Annotated in this window: 23 protein-coding genes; 6 read left to right on the top strand and 17 right to left on the bottom strand. The window is 43.5% G+C overall.

What is annotated here, in order from left to right; genetic code table 11:
- Nucleotides 1-22: 22 nt before the first annotated feature.
- Nucleotides 23-892, bottom strand: coding sequence for a DDE-type integrase/transposase/recombinase (locus PHF79_01780; GenBank protein ID MDD5318532.1), 870 nt, complete (start codon nt 890-892; stop codon nt 23-25).
- 122 nt (nt 893-1,014) lie between these two features.
- On the opposite strand from PHF79_01780, the gene PHF79_01775 reads away from it, so the two are divergent.
- Entirely contained in the window at nt 1,015-1,281 is a 267-nt protein-coding gene (locus PHF79_01775) for a hypothetical protein (GenBank protein MDD5318531.1), read from the top strand.
- Nucleotides 1,282-1,389: 108 nt separating this feature from the next.
- Here PHF79_01775 and PHF79_01770 read toward each other — a convergent pair whose 3' ends face one another.
- Entirely contained in the window at nt 1,390-2,103 is a 714-nt protein-coding gene (locus PHF79_01770; protein ID MDD5318530.1) for an ABC transporter ATP-binding protein, read from the bottom strand.
- A gap of 74 nt (nt 2,104-2,177) precedes the next feature.
- Between PHF79_01770 and PHF79_01765 the strand changes: the two genes are divergently transcribed.
- Nucleotides 2,178-2,423, top strand: a complete 246-nt coding sequence (locus PHF79_01765; GenBank protein ID MDD5318529.1) for a hypothetical protein — start codon at nt 2,178-2,180, stop codon at nt 2,421-2,423.
- 101 nt (nt 2,424-2,524) lie between these two features.
- Here PHF79_01765 and PHF79_01760 read toward each other — a convergent pair whose 3' ends face one another.
- The 5 genes from PHF79_01760 to PHF79_01740 all read right to left on the bottom strand — a co-directional run bounded on the left by PHF79_01760 (nt 2,525) and on the right by PHF79_01740 (nt 6,891).
- Nucleotides 2,525-3,277: an ATP-binding cassette domain-containing protein gene (locus tag PHF79_01760; GenBank protein ID MDD5318528.1), complete on the bottom strand. Its 753-nt coding sequence runs from the start codon at nt 3,275-3,277 to the stop codon at nt 2,525-2,527.
- A gap of 124 nt (nt 3,278-3,401) precedes the next feature.
- Nucleotides 3,402-3,797, bottom strand: coding sequence for a type II toxin-antitoxin system PemK/MazF family toxin (locus tag PHF79_01755; GenBank protein ID MDD5318527.1), 396 nt, complete (start codon nt 3,795-3,797; stop codon nt 3,402-3,404).
- 152 nt (nt 3,798-3,949) lie between these two features.
- Nucleotides 3,950-4,816 carry a branched-chain amino acid ABC transporter permease gene (locus tag PHF79_01750; protein MDD5318526.1) on the bottom strand — a complete coding sequence of 289 codons (867 nt, stop codon included), beginning with the start codon at nt 4,814-4,816 and terminating at the stop codon, nt 3,950-3,952.
- Nucleotide 4,817: 1 nt separating this feature from the next.
- A complete protein-coding gene (locus PHF79_01745) occupies nt 4,818-5,684 on the bottom strand; it encodes a branched-chain amino acid ABC transporter permease (GenBank protein ID MDD5318525.1) in 867 nt (288 codons plus the stop codon).
- Nucleotides 5,685-5,781: 97 nt separating this feature from the next.
- Nucleotides 5,782-6,891, bottom strand: a complete 1,110-nt coding sequence (locus PHF79_01740) for a penicillin-binding protein activator (GenBank protein ID MDD5318524.1) — start codon at nt 6,889-6,891, stop codon at nt 5,782-5,784.
- Between the two features lie 235 nt (nt 6,892-7,126).
- On the opposite strand from PHF79_01740, the gene PHF79_01735 reads away from it, so the two are divergent.
- Nucleotides 7,127-7,897, top strand: coding sequence for a helix-turn-helix domain-containing protein (locus PHF79_01735; GenBank protein ID MDD5318523.1), 771 nt, complete (start codon nt 7,127-7,129; stop codon nt 7,895-7,897).
- A gap of 102 nt (nt 7,898-7,999) precedes the next feature.
- On the opposite strand, the gene PHF79_01730 is transcribed toward PHF79_01735, so the two are convergent.
- Genes PHF79_01730 through PHF79_01710 form a run of 5 tightly spaced genes read right to left on the bottom strand, consistent with a single transcriptional unit; the run spans nt 8,000 to nt 11,153 of the window.
- On the bottom strand, nt 8,000-8,686 hold the full coding sequence (locus PHF79_01730; protein ID MDD5318522.1) for a hypothetical protein: 687 nt from the start codon (nt 8,684-8,686) through the stop codon (nt 8,000-8,002).
- Nucleotides 8,687-8,743: 57 nt separating this feature from the next.
- Nucleotides 8,744-9,655: an FAD:protein FMN transferase gene (locus PHF79_01725; GenBank protein ID MDD5318521.1), complete on the bottom strand. Its 912-nt coding sequence runs from the start codon at nt 9,653-9,655 to the stop codon at nt 8,744-8,746.
- A gap of 16 nt (nt 9,656-9,671) precedes the next feature.
- Nucleotides 9,672-10,220: a calcium-binding protein gene (locus PHF79_01720; protein ID MDD5318520.1), complete on the bottom strand. Its 549-nt coding sequence runs from the start codon at nt 10,218-10,220 to the stop codon at nt 9,672-9,674.
- A 23-nt stretch (nt 10,221-10,243) separates the two neighbouring features.
- Complete coding sequence (locus PHF79_01715) at nt 10,244-10,858, bottom strand: PH domain-containing protein (protein MDD5318519.1); 615 nt, start codon at nt 10,856-10,858, stop codon at nt 10,244-10,246.
- 19 nt (nt 10,859-10,877) lie between these two features.
- The gene (locus tag PHF79_01710; protein MDD5318518.1) at nt 10,878-11,153 is read right to left on the bottom strand and encodes a hypothetical protein; all 276 of its coding nucleotides are present in this window, start codon (nt 11,151-11,153) and stop codon (nt 10,878-10,880) included.
- Between the two features lie 103 nt (nt 11,154-11,256).
- Between PHF79_01710 and infC the strand changes: the two genes are divergently transcribed.
- From infC to rplT, 3 genes are all read left to right on the top strand, one after another.
- Nucleotides 11,257-11,769 (top strand): translation initiation factor IF-3, encoded by a 513-nt coding sequence (infC, locus tag PHF79_01705; protein ID MDD5318517.1) that lies wholly within the window; start codon nt 11,257-11,259, stop codon nt 11,767-11,769.
- Between the two features lie 16 nt (nt 11,770-11,785).
- Entirely contained in the window at nt 11,786-11,971 is a 186-nt protein-coding gene (locus tag PHF79_01700; protein ID MDD5318516.1) for a 50S ribosomal protein L35, read from the top strand.
- 78 nt (nt 11,972-12,049) lie between these two features.
- Entirely contained in the window at nt 12,050-12,409 is a 360-nt protein-coding gene (gene rplT / locus PHF79_01695) for a 50S ribosomal protein L20 (protein ID MDD5318515.1), read from the top strand.
- Between the two features lie 246 nt (nt 12,410-12,655).
- Here rplT and PHF79_01690 read toward each other — a convergent pair whose 3' ends face one another.
- From PHF79_01690 to PHF79_01670, 5 genes are all read right to left on the bottom strand, one after another.
- On the bottom strand, nt 12,656-13,282 hold the full coding sequence (locus PHF79_01690; GenBank protein ID MDD5318514.1) for a hypothetical protein: 627 nt from the start codon (nt 13,280-13,282) through the stop codon (nt 12,656-12,658).
- A 32-nt stretch (nt 13,283-13,314) separates the two neighbouring features.
- Nucleotides 13,315-14,706 (bottom strand): MBL fold metallo-hydrolase, encoded by a 1,392-nt coding sequence (locus PHF79_01685; protein MDD5318513.1) that lies wholly within the window; start codon nt 14,704-14,706, stop codon nt 13,315-13,317.
- 10 nt (nt 14,707-14,716) lie between these two features.
- Complete coding sequence (locus PHF79_01680; GenBank protein ID MDD5318512.1) at nt 14,717-15,142, bottom strand: hypothetical protein; 426 nt, start codon at nt 15,140-15,142, stop codon at nt 14,717-14,719.
- Between the two features lie 213 nt (nt 15,143-15,355).
- Nucleotides 15,356-15,961, bottom strand: coding sequence for a nucleoside-diphosphate kinase (locus tag PHF79_01675; GenBank protein MDD5318511.1), 606 nt, complete (start codon nt 15,959-15,961; stop codon nt 15,356-15,358).
- A 25-nt stretch (nt 15,962-15,986) separates the two neighbouring features.
- A partial coding sequence (locus PHF79_01670) for a reverse transcriptase domain-containing protein (GenBank protein ID MDD5318510.1) occupies nt 15,987-17,018 on the bottom strand: 1,032 nt, incomplete at its 5' end.

Here is a 17,018-nt window from a genome sequence, read left to right as displayed (position 1 = left end):
TATTACGGTCAAGACCTTGGAATCACTTTTGAATTAATTGCGCTGGTGTTTTGAAATTAATGCCCATATGCATCCGTTCGGTATTGTAGTGGTGCAGGAAAGCCTTGATGTCTTTCTGTATGAAAATGCACCAACCAAATCGACCAATTTCTTCTTGTATAGTTCGGTTGAATCTTTCGAGGTGTCCATTCTCGTTGGGTGACCTCGGATGAATGTGTCGATGTGTCATGTCGTTTTGCATGATGAAGTCAGTGAAGTGTAGACTAAACTCTGATCCGTTGTCGGTCTGAATGTTTTGAATACGAAAAGGAAAGTACTTCATCAATTTCTTAAGGAAGGAAATGCTCCTGTGACAGTTGGATTTTTTAGACAATGCAGCAAAGCCATATCTTGAGTACACATCGATAGCGGTGTAGACATAGATTCTCCTACCACCTTTGTTGATGAAGTGGATGGTATCGATTTGCACAAGCATTCCTGGGCTTTTAGCCTCTGGTCTAGGTGGATACGACCGTAGCTTCTTCCATGGGCTACGCTTCTTGAGAAGGCCATATCTTGATAACTTTCTTTTCACTGACGACAAAGATACTTTCACTCCTTCAGCCTTGAGCATTTCATACACAACCTCGGAACACCTTTTGCTTTTGACTCTGGCATGGATGATCCGGCCAATTGTTTCTTGGGGAAGTGAGTTGGGGGAGTTCTTAGGAGCAGAACTTTTCGTTTCAATATATTTTACGAATCCTTTTGGAGCACGAGCACACCATTTAACGATAGTGCTTTGACCGTAGCCGAAGTATCTAGCTACTTCACGTGTACTTTTACCATCTCGAACCATGCGTACCGCCAGGGCACGTAGACGAGGGAGCTTTTCATTTGTTGTATATGCCATATACATAGCTTAAACCACTGGGGTGATTCCAAGGTATTGAACCATAACGAGCCCTTTACAAAACCCTGCATATCTTGTACTATCCATTCAGACCTTGAAAACAACCCAGAGAAAGTAGTCCTATGTTAAGAAAAGATTTCGGTCCAATTCAGATCGACCTAAATAAGTTCGAGCGCTTCGTTCGTGGATGTCAGATCTCCCAGCACGTTGAAGGGGAGCTCAGCTTCAAAAACGGCGACTTCGTCGAATGGGAAGCACCCGGATATCACGGCCACGCCAACATCATCCTTGGCCTGACGCCAAGGAATGGGTGGACCTACGTCACCCTCAGCCGCCGGACCATGTTTGCCACGGATGAAAAACCTGAACTGGCTCTGAAAAAATCCTAGCCCACAACCGCCCCTCCGCGCAGAAAAAACCGCCTGCTTCGGAAGTGGGCGGTTTTTTATTACTGGGTTATTCCTGAGTTTTTTATTTTTATTCACTTCCACACCGCCTTACACCAGCGCCCCCAAAAAAACTTTCTCCAAAATTTTAGTCTCCATGAGCTCTGCGGGATTGCCATGCTTGACCATTTTGCCTTTATCCAAAACATACGCTCGGTGCACTATCGGCAACAAGGATTTGAGATTGTGCTCTACCACGATGATGGCGGTTTTTCTTTTTTGATTTATTTCCTGGATTTTTTCAAAAACTTCTTTGACTACTTTTGGAGCAAGACCAAGCGACGGCTCATCGAGCAGAAGCAACCGAGGATCGGTAATCAATCCCCTAGCAATAGCCACCATTTGCTGCTGCCCTCCAGAAAGCTGTCCAGCTTTTTGCTTCAATTTTGGTAGCAAGGCTGGAAAAAGCTCAAGCACCTCTTTAATTCGTTCTTTTAAAACCGATTTATCTTGTAGACCAAAACCTCCGACCTCAAGATTTTCTTTGACTGTCAAATGTTTAAAAACTCTTTTACCTTGAGGCACAAAAGAAAGGCCGAGCGGCACCATTTCGTGAGGCTTTGGATTTTTTATTTTATTGCCCCGCCAGATGATATCTCCAGCCGAAACAGGCGCGAGACCAAAAATACTTTTGAGAGCGGTGGACTTGCCAGCGCCGTTTGGACCCATAAAAGCCACGATTTCACCCTCTTTTATTTCGGCACTAAAGCCATCAAGCGCTTTGACCCCACCATAGTGGACATGAATATCTTTTAGTTGAAGCATTGACAGTATTGTAGCATAAGTGTATAAAAACCCTAGATTGGGCCTCAAAACCCTCAAACCGAAAGCAAAATTTTATGGAAATAGTCGTCAAAAAAGAAGAAGTGCAGATCGATCTCGATACTCTCAAGGATTGGGAAAGGATTGTGGCTGACTGCCGAAAAGAAACCAAGAGGGGCAAAAATACCCTGCCACATGTGGAGGTGTGGAAGATCGATCCGGAAAATGGAGCCCTCACCTTGAAGTACTCCATCGGCCCAGCTTATGTCGAGGTGATGGTCCCCGAGAGCAAATACACCCGGCTTCAGAATTTAAAAGGCTGACCAATCCGTGCGGCCCAGCCAACTCGCCGTCAGACCAAAAAGTCCCTCGCACACTTCCGTGCAGGGGCCTTATTATTTTATATTGTTAGATTAAAAATTATCTACTCCCCCAAATACGCTTCGATCACATCCCTTCTGGCTAGCACATGCTCGGGCAAACCCTCAGCTAAAAGTGCACCGCTATCCATCACGATCACTTTATCCGAAAGCTCACGGATCAGTTCCATATTGTGTTCGATCAAAACCAATGTCTTGCCTTTTTGTCTCAAATCCTGCATGACAGACACTACCAGCTTGACCATTTCCGGAAAAAGTCCGGCAAAAGGCTCGTCAAAGAAAAAGATTTCGGCCGCAGTGGATTCGGATTCTGTCATGGCCAGCACTCGCGCTATTTCTAGAAGTTTTCTTTGTCCATATGAAAGGTTGACTGCCAGCTCATGTTTTTTCGACACCAGCCCTACGCGTTCCAAGACTCGCTCGGCAATTTTCAAATGATATTCTTTGTGTTTTTCAAATAAAGCCCCGATCACATTTCTCTTGGTGACAACCACTAAAATATTATCCAGCACCGTCATCTGCTCGAAAAGACGGACCTCCTGAAAAGTTCGGGTGATGCCAAAAGAGGGCATGTCGTGAGGCAGGATTTTCTTCAAACGACTGGCATCAGCCACTATCACTTCTCCACCAGACATTGGCAGCATACCGGTCAAAACATTGACCAGAGTGGACTTGCCCGAGCCGTTCGGACCAATCACCCCAGTGATCTTACCTGCTTCAAATACAATCGAAAGGCTATCCAGCGCGTGGATGCCTCCGAATTTTTTGGTTAGGTTTTTAGTCTCCAAGATAGCCATAAATATGAGGTTATTATAACACAAAAATATAGTCGTGGTGTTTGACAGGCTTATTAATTTTGCTAGACTTTAAGGGTAAATTTGGCATTTGCCACGAGATCGCCCCAAAAGGGCGTGACATATTTTAAAAAAGTTTATGTAGAGAGGCGAAAGCCTGCTCTATTTTTTTATAATCCTCTCTTCCAATTTTCCCTATCAATCCACAAAGTCTTTTGTGACTAAGCACCCTACACTGAGCCAAGCAAGCGTTTTCTCTAAAATTATTATGTTTAAATGGACAATACCAAGTGCCTGGCTTGATTTTAGTTGTAAGGGGGATGGCAAAAAAGGAGAATCTATCATATTTTTTAAAAACTAGAACAGGTCTAGTAAATTTATTTCCCTTTCCATTAGTCTCAACTCCAATATTTTCACCCAGAAAACACCACCAAAGCTCACCCTCTTTAAAAAAAGGCGGCTCGTGTTTTGTACTATGCAATTTCTCCTTCACCCCAATCCATTCCAAAAATCTTTTGAGCATATACCACCAACATACAGAACCACTCATGAAATTTACCTCAAGAAACTATAAAAATGAAGACTCTCTAGGTAGACCCCGCAGCCAAAACGTTGGCGAGGATAAAGAAAATTTCAGCAGAAATTTTCTGTGTCTATCTAGAGAGTCCTCATTTTTTATAATTTGTACTCTCCCACCACCCCTTGCGGCCTATACAACATTAGCAACACAAGAATAAGTCCATACACCACCTGGCGCATTTGAGCGGCCACATCAGTAGGAAAGCCGACAAAACGCAAGATCTCCGGCAACAAAATCAAAAATAGCGCTCCAATCAATGAACCGCGCAGATTGGCGAGACCGCCGAGGATGATGATAGCCAAAATAAAAATGGACTCGTTTAGACTAAAAGTCGAAGGGTCAATAAAAGTAATATAGCTGGCAAAAAAGGATCCGCACACCGCCGCTAGACTAGCCGAGATGACAAAGATGACCAGCTTGTAGACAGAAGTATTGTAGCCAAAAACACTGATGGCTTTTTCATCTTCACGAATAGCTTTGAGCACCCGACCAAAAGAAGAATGGACGATAAAAGCACAGACACCATACATCGCGGCCATGACGACGACAATCAAAATCAAAAAATTAAGATTTTGCGAAAAATCTATCCCGAAAAGCGCTGGCTTATTGATCCCCGGAATACCGAGAGGCCCCCGCGTCAGACTTTGCCAGTTTAAAAAGATACTAAAGACTATAATATTAAAACCAAAGGAAACCAACGCATAATAGTCATCTTTAAATCGGCTCAAAATCCAGCCGATAATCAACGCCACGAGACCAGAGATAAGCATGCCCACCAAAATCGAAACAAAAAAGTTGACGCCGTGATCCACCATTAAAATGGCTGTAGTGTACGCCCCGATGCCATAAAAGGCCGCCTGGGTCACGGACAAAAGTCCGGTGTATCCGACCACGAGGTTGAGACTCATGGCCAAGCCTGCGTAGATGGTGAAAAGGATGCCTAAGTGGATTAAATATTCCATATTATTTTCTTAATATACCCTGAGGTCTGAATAAAAGGAAAATGATCAGCACCCCGAAAGCAATAGCATCCTTCCATTCACCTGAAATTTTCCAAATGCCAAAGTTTTCGACAAAACCCAAGAGAAAAGCCCCGAGCACCGCGCCGTACACATTGCCCACTCCGCCGATGATCGAGGCAATCACCCCTTTCAGTAAAAGACTCATGCCCATCGTCGGCTCAAGCCCAGTGTCCAGGCCCACCAAGACCCCCGCAAGGCCCGCAATGGCTGAACCGATGAAAAAGACTCGGCCAATGATTTTATTTGTATGAATACCGACGACTTTGGCCACTTCTTCTTCATCGCTGATCGCTTCGACTGCTTTGCCAAACATAGTCCAACGCATGATGACGCCAAGCAAGACCATGATGATGAGCGCGGACACCAACATCACCAGCTGCACTACTGTAATGATCCCGCCAAAAATATTGAAAGTTTTTAGATCCCCCGCCCCAAGAGATAAAGTCTGAAACTGGCTACTAAAAATAATAGCGATGATGGCCTGCATCGCTGTGAAGGCTCCGAGCGAAGCCACCAGCAGGATCATCTGGGAGGCTTTCCTTTTGCGCAACGGCTTGTACAGGATTTTTTCCAGACCGTAGCCAACCAATCCCGCAAACAAAACCCCCGCAACCGCCGCCAAATAAATATTCCAGCCCAGACTGTTGGTCAAAAAGAAGACAGTGTAGCCTCCGATAGCCGCAATCACTCCATGCGTCAGATTGAAAAATTTTGTCGCCCCATAAATCAGATTGAAGCCAAGGGCAATCAACGCATACAACGCTCCGGCGATAATACTGTTGGCGATGAGCTGAGGAATGATGTCCATAGGAGATAAATTGTATTGCGATTATTGCTAGTATTCTAACATAAAAGCCCCATTTAGGGGCTTTTGTGTGTGGTTCATTTTTATTTTGGTGATACCTTTATTTCACTTCTGCTTCAGTCCCATTAGCAATTCTTTCTACTGCATAACTAGCTGTCGCCAAGTCACCGTTTGGTTCAAAACTGATCTGACCTGATACCCCATTATAAGTTGTAGTCCTTAAGGCGTCAGTAAATTTCTGAGGATCAACACCCACCTGAGCAATGACCTGAGCAGCAAGCTTCATGGCATCATAGGCCTGAGGTGCACAAATAGGAATTTCTTTTCCACCAGATTTTGCTAAGAGTTTAGCATTAAATGCATCATTGTTTGGCACTTTAATCTTAGTATAAAAAATGTCTCCTTTACCATTTACATCCGCTTGAAATTTTGGATCTGACCATGCATCAGCTCCAAATATTTTTGTTTTGACACCAAGCTGGTTGAGTTGGTTGACTGCCACAGTTCCACCCTCTGGGAACATAGGCATATAAATATAATCTGCGCTGAAAGTCTTGATTTTTGCGATTTCAGTTCGATAATCCTTAGCGGTTTGTGGAGTTCCTTCTTCATCCACAATCTGCCCTCCCAACTCTTTGAACCTTGATTCAAATACTGTCTTTACCCCTGTCCCCCAATCAGATATATGGTAGAAAACAACAACCTTTCTAGCGCCTAAAGTATTATACAAATATTCTGCAGCATATTTACCTTGAAAGGCATCGGATGGATAATCTCTTGAGAAGAATTTTGCTGCACCAGAAAGAGTAGGGGCTGAAGAACAATATGAAACCACCGGAATTTTGTTTCCTATATCCTTTACAAATGAAGCTGTTTCTCCAGAGCATAAACCTCCAACTATTAAAGAGACTCCGTCGACATTAACGAGTTTGTTGGCAGCTTGTGAGGCGTCAGCGCCACATTTTCCATCTTCATAAGTGACATTTATTTGTCTACCATTTACTCCACCTGCTGCATTGATCTCATCTGTAGCCAATTCAACCGCAGCTTTGGCTACTTCCCCAAGTGAAGAAGCGTCCCCCGTCAACGGTCCAATAAATCCAACCTTGATTGGTCCAGTACTTGATGGGCTACCTTTACCAGCTGATAATAGTAAAGCGACAATAATCAAAACAATTATCACCACCACCGTCCAAATAGTTTTTTTCATAATAAAATTGATAAAATATAATTTATAATACTGTTCGCAATTATACCTAGAATTAAACGCTTTCGCTATTTAAATCCAGAATAAATTGTAAATATCATATCAATATATATTGTATTGTCAACCTAATTCGTCATTTTTAAATCAAATTAGTCCTTAATTTAAGTCTATTTTGCATTTACAATATTTCTGTGGAAAGATATTGACACAATAATCCTTTGGGTATACACTGCGTTCAATGAAAAATGAATACCTAAAACTAAAAACATCCCTAACCTCTTTTGGATTTAGTAAAAAAGAGGCAGATGTGTATATCGCTATCCTAGAACTTGGAAAAGGGACAGTCTCTCAAATATCTCGAAAAGCCGGAATAAACCGGACAACTGGATATGACATCCTGAATTCCCTTTTAAATAAAAACGTGGTGAGTGTCTCCGGCAAAGAACCCAAACAAGAATATTCTGCCGAGTCCCCCACCAACATTACCGAGTACTTAAAGAAGCAAGCAGCGGCATTGGAAGAACAAATAAAAGAATCCGAAAGTCTCGTGCCAGAGCTAAACATTCTTCATTCTAAAAAAAATAGGCCGAAAATTCGTTTCTATGAAGGCATTGAGGGTTTGAAAAAAGTTTATGAAGATACTTTGACTAGCCCAGAGACGATCCGAGCTTACGCCACCATAGACGACATGCACAAAGCTCTACCAAATTATTTTCCAGAATACTATAAAAGGCGCGCGGCTAAAAATATCTTTATCCTAGGGATTGTGCCGGAAACTGAACTGGGTAAAGAAAGATCCAGGAGGAATACCGAGGAGAAGAGAGAGATTTCCTTCGTACCTGCAGACAAATATTATTTTTCACCCGAAATAAATATCTATGGCAACAAGATCATGATTGCTTCTTGGAGAGAAAAGCTTGGCATCATCATCGAGAGCGAAGAAATCGCCGACGCCATGAAGAAGATCCATGATCTAGCGTGGATTGGCTCGAAGCATTTGGAAGAATAAAACCAAAAGAAAAGCGCGTCCCACCCTTGGGACGCGCGCACTTTTCTCTTTTTCTTTTATTTTTTTACTGCCCCCCGCACCACTGCTCTGTTCAGACCCCAGTCAGATCCAAGTCTGATTGACCAGCCAGCTGCAGCTGGCCCAGACGGTTGCCAGCAATTCGCCGGTCTTTGTCCACCCTTGCAGGATGAGATTGCCGAGCTTCATGGCAATAGCCATCTGCGGATACAACATGATGGCCACCGCCACTCCCGTCGAATAAATTTGCGCCGGGATCGGTGAGCCGGGCGAAAACCCGACAATCCGAAGCTGGAGCAGACAAAACGACAGCAAGGTGGTCACCATGCTGAAGTACATGATGTACCGCTGCAAGGATTCCACTTTCCAGAGCCTGTCGATGACTGGGCTCATCGAGTTGGGCGTGGGGATGACGAAACAGGACAGGACCGAGATGAGCCGCGGGTGATCCTGAAACTTGGTCACAATCTGATGAAAATACAGATCCGTGACCACCCCGCTCAGGCCCATGACGGCAAAGAGCAAGATCATCATCGGGAGCATTCTGCTGGATGTCCCAATCACCGCCCTCATGGCAACGGTGAACTGGTGCGGCTTGCCCGACATATAGATCAGCACCACTCCCGTGACCAGCATCAACACCAGCGGTCCGTTGGACCACCAGAAGGATTTACTGAACTGCAGCGGAAACATCCGCCACAGTGCTGTCGCCAGACCGATCAGGCTGACGAAAAAAAGAAACAGGTTAAAAGGACTTAGGATTACTTTCATTTTTACCCCTCTTTGAATTTTAGTCTCAGCCAAAACTAACACAGGAAACTGAAAAGGTCAAACCGAAAAAACTTCTCCCTGCCAGCCTTCGGACTTTTCGATCGAATGGTCGGCATAAAGGATTAAATATTCAAACTGATATTTTTTTAGCAAAATGGATGGTGTGACAAAAAATAGACAGGTGGCCAAAGCGTCAGCGAGCATGGTTTCATTTACCACGGTGCCTTTTTCCACCTTTACCCACAAGGCCAAAATATGCCTAGGTGAAGCTAGCTTCATTGGATCTATAATGTGGTGAAAATTTTTCCAGACACGACGATTGCCGGCTGAGCCCGCCAGCGCTTGATTGAAAAGAGGGGTCACCCCGATCACCTGCTCAATATTTTCAGGATTTTCCAAGCCTACCTGCAGGATTTTTTCTCCTCGATGCCTCATATCCCCTCCCGCATCTACACAATAATGTTGAATACCATTTTTTTCCAACACCCCACCGACTATATCTATGAGATAGCCTTTGCCTGCGGCTCCAAAGTCCAGCAGCCCTGGCGTTTTTATTTTTAAAATGAAATTCTTCTCATCTCCTTTGGCTGGAATAAGCTCCATCACCTCCTCCCATCTCGGTGGCTGCCTCAAAGGTTTTTTTTGCTCCAAAGAATAGGAGGCGTCATAGCCGGCATCTACCAGAGTCTGCCCGACAAGCGGAGTCAAAAGGCCTCCCGTCACGTCATAAAGTTCTTTATACAAGACCAGCATTGGCCCAGCATCGGCCGGCAGTCTGTATTCTCCGGTTTTCCGCGACATTTCCGCCACCAGTGAATCTTTACGGAAACGAGAATAATTTTTATCAAAAATGGCAATCCTCTCTTGGATTTGGGTTTTGATTTTAGCTTCAGCTTGCGGCAAGAGAGTTGCCCAAATATCAATCACCCATTTTGTGCCGATAGCCTCAAATTTAAATTGAGATGGCATATATTATATTGGAGACCTAAGCCTTGGCCTGTACCTCAATTTTCTGAATAGCCATATTGAAGCCAGCAGGGGTCAAAGAAGAGCCAGAAACTTTATCGAGACTAATGGTGCTGATATTTTTGCCAATGACGTATTGCTTGTAGCCAGAAATAAAATACCCCTGGTATCTTTGGGAAGTCCGATCTTTAGCCATAGCTGTGACCCCAGCGCCAGTCACAATGTCATTTTTAATCGTCAAAGTGACATTGATGCTTTCAGGGCCGCCCGGGGAGTTGTAATTGCCCTGAGCAGAATAAGTGCCATCTTTATAGACAGAGCCGGAGGTTTCTTTGGTAGCCTGAGAAGTCTGAGCAATTTGAGCCGTCACATCCTGACCAGAGGGAGAAGGGACCGAATCCGAAGCGACTTGATTGTTGGCATTAGAACTACCAGCCACAGATCCGTCTTCATCATTTTTCAAACCTAAATATATGAGAACACCGAGAGAAACCACCCCGATCACCACTACTGCCACGATTGCTTTAAATAATGAATTTGGTTTTTGCATAACTGTATCTACAAACATGTGTTTCGATTATTTCAAAAAGACTACTTCGCTGTTTCCGTCACTGTGTTGGTCGGAGTGGTCTGATGAAAATCCAGACTCGATCGAGCGAGTAATTCCTTTTTCAGGTCATCCGCAAAATCTTTATCGAGCATAGGCAGTACCCCCTCTGACTCACCCCCATCCCCTCCATCTTTTTCACTCTTGTCATCCTCGTGGCCGGCGGTCAAAATAATCAGCTTGCAAACACCGAGAGACTGCCCTATCAAGCCCTGCTCCATGTCCACATTTTCTATCTGACGATATGGGATTGATAGCTCAACCTTATGCAAAAAACCCTTCCTGACTTCCAAAGCATTATCATTTAAACAGAAACTACAGAAATGGTAGCCGACCCACGCTACCAAAATATTTAAAATGACAACCAGCAGCCAAAGAAAAATGAAACCTAAAATAAAAAGATCTATGACGGCATTTATTTTGCCCACCGTTTCGATCGAGGCCGAAAAGGAGCTGGTCAAAAACTGATCGTCTGCCGCCCGAGCTACAATCAAAACCAAAATACCAAAAAACGAGATTAGCGGACCAAACATCCTCTCTAGGATCATAATCCAGAGAGTTTTAATACCAAGGCGGTGATAGATGTTTGGTTCGATCATGTAAAATTAGTTCGATAAATTAGTGTGACATGTGTGCATTTAAAGATTCCTCAAGTAAATCCACGTGGGCTTTAGGAATATTATGCTTGCTCATATTATCCTTCATCCACTTTATAGTATTGTGCATTTCTTCTTTATCAATCCCCTTGTAGGTGCCGTGACCGTCAAGCGAGGCCTCAAACATGCCGCGAATCCTGTCTCTTTCGTGTTGATTGACACCATGCTCAGCCAAATGCGGCATGACGTGCTTGTCGAATTCTATCCGGCTGACGTTAGGTTTGCTAAAAAATCCCATGTCGTCATTATACCTCCCCCATGTACCATTTTGCAAAAACTATGCTATACTCTTGCTATCATTTAATCTGTATTTTTAGCTTGCATTAGCCCTAAAGAAAACCTTGGCCACACCACACATACGCATCAACCATCAGATCAAAGCCTCCGAACTCCGGGTGCTTGGTCATGACGGCGCCAACTTGGGTGTCCTCAGTCTTCGAGAGGCTTTGCAAAAGGCAGGTGACGCGGGCTTGGATTTGATCGAAATCTCGCCCAATGCCCTCCCTCCAGTTGCAAAAATCATGGATTATGGTAAATTTCAGTACGACGAAAACAAGAAGCTAAAGCAGGCTAAAGCCAAGTCCCACACCGTCGAAGTCAAGACCTTACAGGTAAAAATAGGCACCGGCGACCACGATTTGGGACTAAAAGCGAAAAAAGCCTCAGAATGGCTCAAGGAAGGCCATCGGATCAAAATAGACCTCTTCTTGCCTGGACGAGCCAAGTACCTCGACCAAGCATTCTTAAAGGAGCGTCTCGACCGTATTCTCAAGCTCGTCACTGAAGAATTTAAGATAGCCGTCCCGATAACCAAGAGTCCAAAAGGGCTTAGCGTCCTCATCGAAAAAGCCTAAAAAGGCTCAAAAAATAATGAAAACCAATAAATCATACACAAAGCGTCTTAAAATGACTAAAAATGGCAAGATCACTGCCCGCAAGCCTGGTCAAGACCATTTCAATGCCAAGGAATCCCGCCGCAGCCAGCTCAACAAGAAGCGCTCGACACCTTTTGTCATGACCATGAAGTCAAAGAGTCGTTTTATGCCAAATCACTAAAAAAGTAATACGGGATGAGTAAAACGGAATAAAGATAGAAATATTTATTAAAAATTTATAAAAACTTAAAATAAACCCATGACACGCGTAAAAGGTGGCGTAAGCGCCCTCAAAACCAGACGAAATGTTCTCAAACAAGTAAAAGGTTACCGTTTTGGACGTAGTACAAAGGAGAAAATGGCCATCGAGGCTATCGCCCATGCCGGCAACAGCGCTTTCGCTCACCGACGTGACAAAAAAGGCGATTTTCGCCGACTCTGGAATGTCCAAATCAATGCCGCTCTCCGTTCTCCTGCTTTTGCAGACCAAAAACTTTCCTATAGTAAATTTATGTCTGCCCTCAAAAAGAAAGGCATCACCATTGACCGCAAGATCCTAGCTGACTTGGCTCAGTTTGTCCCAGAAAGTTTCGCTCGCATAGTCAAACAGACAGTCTAAAAATATAAAATACGCTCTCGGGAGTACGGATAAATCCTTGCTAGGATTTTCCTCGTGCTCGCGCCGTCGCGCTCGCAAGTCTCCCTCAAGCGTATTTTATATTTTAGATGGTCAAACCTAGCGAGAGAATAATCTAGAAAATAAAAGTAGGCACTTGACTGAGCCTCGCGCAGGAGCTTGGCTCCGAGCGGAGCAAATCGCCAGCAGGCGATTATGTGTGCTCAGGAGAGTGCCTACTTTTATTTTCTACAATATCCTCTCCCCCTTTCCCCCTATCCCATCATCATTTTTATAGGTATAGTTTTTCTTCTTATCTTCCTCAATCATCTTTATCAATCTTTCGACGAGCTTGGCTGGATCTTTATCGAAAATCACTTTTGGGTTGGTGCGGTGACTTTTATCCATGATGAATTTGATCACTTCATCTGTTTCCCAATAATCACTCTGCAAAATACCCATAGGCTTCTGGTCCTCGTAGCTGATCGTAAACTCATGAATAGTACCGATACGTCCTGCCCCGATAATGACCGCATCTGCGGTGCGGGTGAAAAGAATGTCTCGCCCGGCATAACCAAAACCGGTATAAATAATAAAATCCGTATAATCTATAGGCAGACGGTATACATCTAGGTGCTCACGCTCATTTTCGGCTGGAGATAGGCCTACAACAGTGCCTTTTTCTTCTTTGGCTCCCATAGCCGCCCAGAGGGGAAAGCCTGTGGTGGCGCCGGTGATGAGAAAGGCCTGGTGCTTGACCACCTGACGACCAACTTCTTTTGCCACTTCGTAAGCCTCTGGTCCAAGGAAACCCATCTCGGCTGCACCTGATACAGCAATTTTATATTTTAGATTAGTATGTTTTTCAAAATTCATAGGACAATTATATCACAAAGAATCGCAAAAATTTAAAAATCAAGTAAGACGCTTTCCCCTTCCTCTGGATGAAAGGCCTCCAGTCCTAGATAATCGCGCAGGCGCTGAACCAAAAAAAGCGAGGACTTGGCTTCTCCCATCACCACAAAAACTTTCTTGACTGCATCGGCTGTCTGCTCAACAAACTGAAAGAGATGGTCAGAGTCTTTGTGTGAAGAATACCCGCTAATATATTCAATATTTGCCTTGATTTTGATTTCTTGTCCCAAAATAGTCACCGTCTTGGATCCATCTTGGATCACACGCCCGAGCGTGCCGGCCGCTTGATAGCCAATGAGCAGCAAAGTGCTCTTTGGATCACTGAGATAATTGACTTCGTGATGTTGGATGCGCCCGCCATTGGACATGCCAGAGCCTGCAATAATAATTTTAGGATTTGGAATATTTAAGATGGCTTTTGACTCTTCAGAGGTTTCGGTGAAATGGATTTTAGGAAAATTGAAAACGTCATCGCCTCTTCTTATCTCCTCTCGCACTTGGTCATTGAAATCTTCGGGCATGGTCTTGTAGACCTGAGTGATTTTAATAGCCAAAGGTGAGTCTACATAGACTGGGACGCTCGGCACCCGGCCTGACTCGATCAGATTGTTGAGCTCCAAGAGAACGTCTTGGGTTTTCTCAAGGGAAAATGAAGGAATAACCAGCGCCCCGCCTTTCTTTATGGTATCTTCGATAATATCTTCGAACTTATTCAACCTTTCATCACGAGATTCATGATTGCGATCTCCATAAACACTTTCCATCAAAAGATAGTCGGCATCAGTGATAGGCTCTGTGTCTTTGAGCAAAGGGGACGGACTATTGCCAAGATCTCCGGTAAAGACAATTTTTTTGCCATTGTAGGTCAGCTCAATCATAGAAGAACCCAGCACATGACCGGCGTCTTTTAAATAGACATCAAAACCTGAAGCTATCTCAAAATGATGATGATAAGGTATGCTTTTCCATAAACTTAAAGCCTTGGCCACATCTTCTTCGGTGTACAAAGGCTCTTCTTGATAATGCTCTGCTTCATGGGCTAAAAGTTTGACACTGTCTTCAAGCATTAAAGGGGCTAGACGCATTGTTTCAGGGGTAGAATAAATAATTCCACGGAAACCATCCTTGACCAGCTTTGGAATACGCCCGACATGGTCCACGTGAGCGTGAGTCACCATCAAAACTTTGATCTTGGATGGATCGTAGATGAAAGGTTTACGGTTGGCGGCATGTGCCTCCTCTCCACCCTGCTCCAGTCCACAATCGACCAAAATTTTTGTGTCTGTTGATTCTTCTTCGAGCAAAAAATTGGCTCCGGTCACCGTCCCTACTCCGCCACAGAATGTCAGCTTAAGTTTTTTTGGTATTTCTTGTATTTGGTCCATTTTTATTTTTCTAGCAAATTATTTTTTTAGAATATTTCCAGTATAACAGGAAGCCTGCGAATCCCCCAGCAATATCCATAAAAATGTCCGAACCCGTGTCCAAAAGAGTTTTCTTTAAGGCTGGTCCAAAGTATAGAGTGATCCCCGCGGAATATTCGTATATTTCCCATAATATGCCTATAAATAAGGCTGAAATAACGGAATAAACCAGCAAAGAAAAACGACTGGGCCTGGCTTGCTGATTGTTTTTAATCCTCTCAACATCAAAAATAGCTGTCGCAAAAAGTCCGATAGAAAAACCGGCCGCCAGGTGCAAAAAAGAATCTATCCCGTTTAATGTCCAAAAAAAATAAAAAATATGGGCAATGTAATTGAAACCAAAGACAAAAAGCGCAATCAAGATCGAAAGGCTGATGGAAAAGCTTCGGTATGTCATCCTATTATTTTACTTATATTTTTTGTACAAAACCCGCGCCGGCACTGAGCCTAAGCGCGGGGCTTGTAAGGACTATCGATGGAGCATCAGGCCTAGTATAGACTAGGTGGGTGTCCTGAGATGCTTACCGAAGCAAACACCTACGAGCGGACTCCCTGTTTGAAAAATAATCTAAGTTGACACTCTTCAATAGTCCTACCTACAGTATACACCTTACTCCAAAATCCCATCAAGATTGACGTCATAAATAATTTGTTCTTGAACATGTTTGTAGTCAATCAGCTCTGATGGCTCAAACCAATGTTTTATTTCCATTTCAGCCTCAGCGACGGAGCCTGAAGCGTGGACGAGGTTGCGAATTGAACGATTGTCACTATCAGACATTTGATACGAGTCGAGCACAAAATCCCCTCGAATAGTACCCACGTCTGACTTGAGAGGCTCTGTTCCTCCAGTGATTTTGCGTACTATCGCTACGGCATACGCTCCTTGCCAGACCATGGCGACCACTGGTCCGCTCGTCATGTATCTTTTTAACCTTATAAGAAGTTTTTCAGTGACTTCGAGAGGATTGTCTGTTGGTGGAGTCAATCCCTTGTCCACATAGCCCTTGATCGTCTTTTCACCGGTCACTCGACGCCACTCTGGATCAAGAGTGTAATGGTCTTCGATTTTTTTATCCGAAGGTACGAGCATTTTTAATCCGATGAGTTTTAGGCCTGCTCGCTCATAGCGCTTGATGATCTCCCCCATCAAAGTGCGTTGAATGGCATCTGGTTTTAGGATGATAAGGGTGCGTTCAGTTTTTGGGTGTGACATAGTGGGTGTATTGTAGCACGATGTTTTAATCTCGAAAAATCTGCCCTATCTGCTGGTTAATCTTTTCACCTTTACAATGAGTAAGCATCCCGAGATACGACTGGAGCCTTTGTTTTAAAGGTTCTTCTTCAATAAGATTTTTAGTGAGAGCGTACTTTAGACTCGTCATCTTTTTCAACATTCTCTTTTTTGTCCGTGTGCGCAATACTCGTCGATGTGGAAGCATCACATACCCGAGAAAGTCCATTCCTTGGTGAAGTTTTCGAAAAATAATCTTGTGCGGATGGATATCTAGTAAAAGAGTTTTCTTTAAGAACAATTTTACTTTTTCTACATATTCTTTTAGCTGTACTTCTGAATCTAGTAAAATAGCAAAGTCGTCACAGTATCGGAGATAATAGTTTACCTTTAATTCTTTTTTTACAAAAGTATCCAATTCATGCAGATAGATATTAGCAAAAAGCTGACTAGTTACATTGCCGAGGGGCAACCCTTTCTCTGGCAAGACTTCAAAAGATCTGACTATGAGCCTAATCAACGCCATGAGTTGTCTATCTTTTACTTTACGATCAATCAAGTCAAGTAAAATTTTTTGATCTATGGAGTCAAAAAATTTCCTCACATCACATTTTACCGCCCATGCTGGCCTTGTATAATTTTGACTTACTTTTCTGGAAAACTTTTCAAAAGAAATAACTCCTCTGTGGGTACCTCTGAAATCTCTTGAGGAATATGTGTGAAAAATGAAGGAACGATCAAAAGTCTGATATAATGCCCGATAGACGGCTTGATAGAGCACTCTATCTCGGACGGTTGCCTTATGTATCGTTCGGAGTTTTGGGTCACACACCTTAAAAATACTATAGGGATCGGGTTGCCAGGTTCTATTCTGAAGTTTTTGTGAAAGATTGATGAGATTGTCTTCAAGGGAAAGTTCAAATCGCACTACATCCTCTTTTTTTCGTTTACCTCTACAAAACTCCTTCCACGCTAAAAATAAATTTTCAAAACTAATTACATCATAAAAATCAATACTATGTTGCCCCCCCCCGCGAAA

Source organism: Candidatus Paceibacterota bacterium (genome assembly GCA_028714275.1).
GTDB lineage: Bacteria > Patescibacteriota > Minisyncoccia > Phycocordibacterales > CAINVO01 > CAINVO01.
The sequence above is the reverse complement of the archived record's forward strand: the minus strand, read 5'-3'. Positions and strand labels throughout refer to the sequence as shown.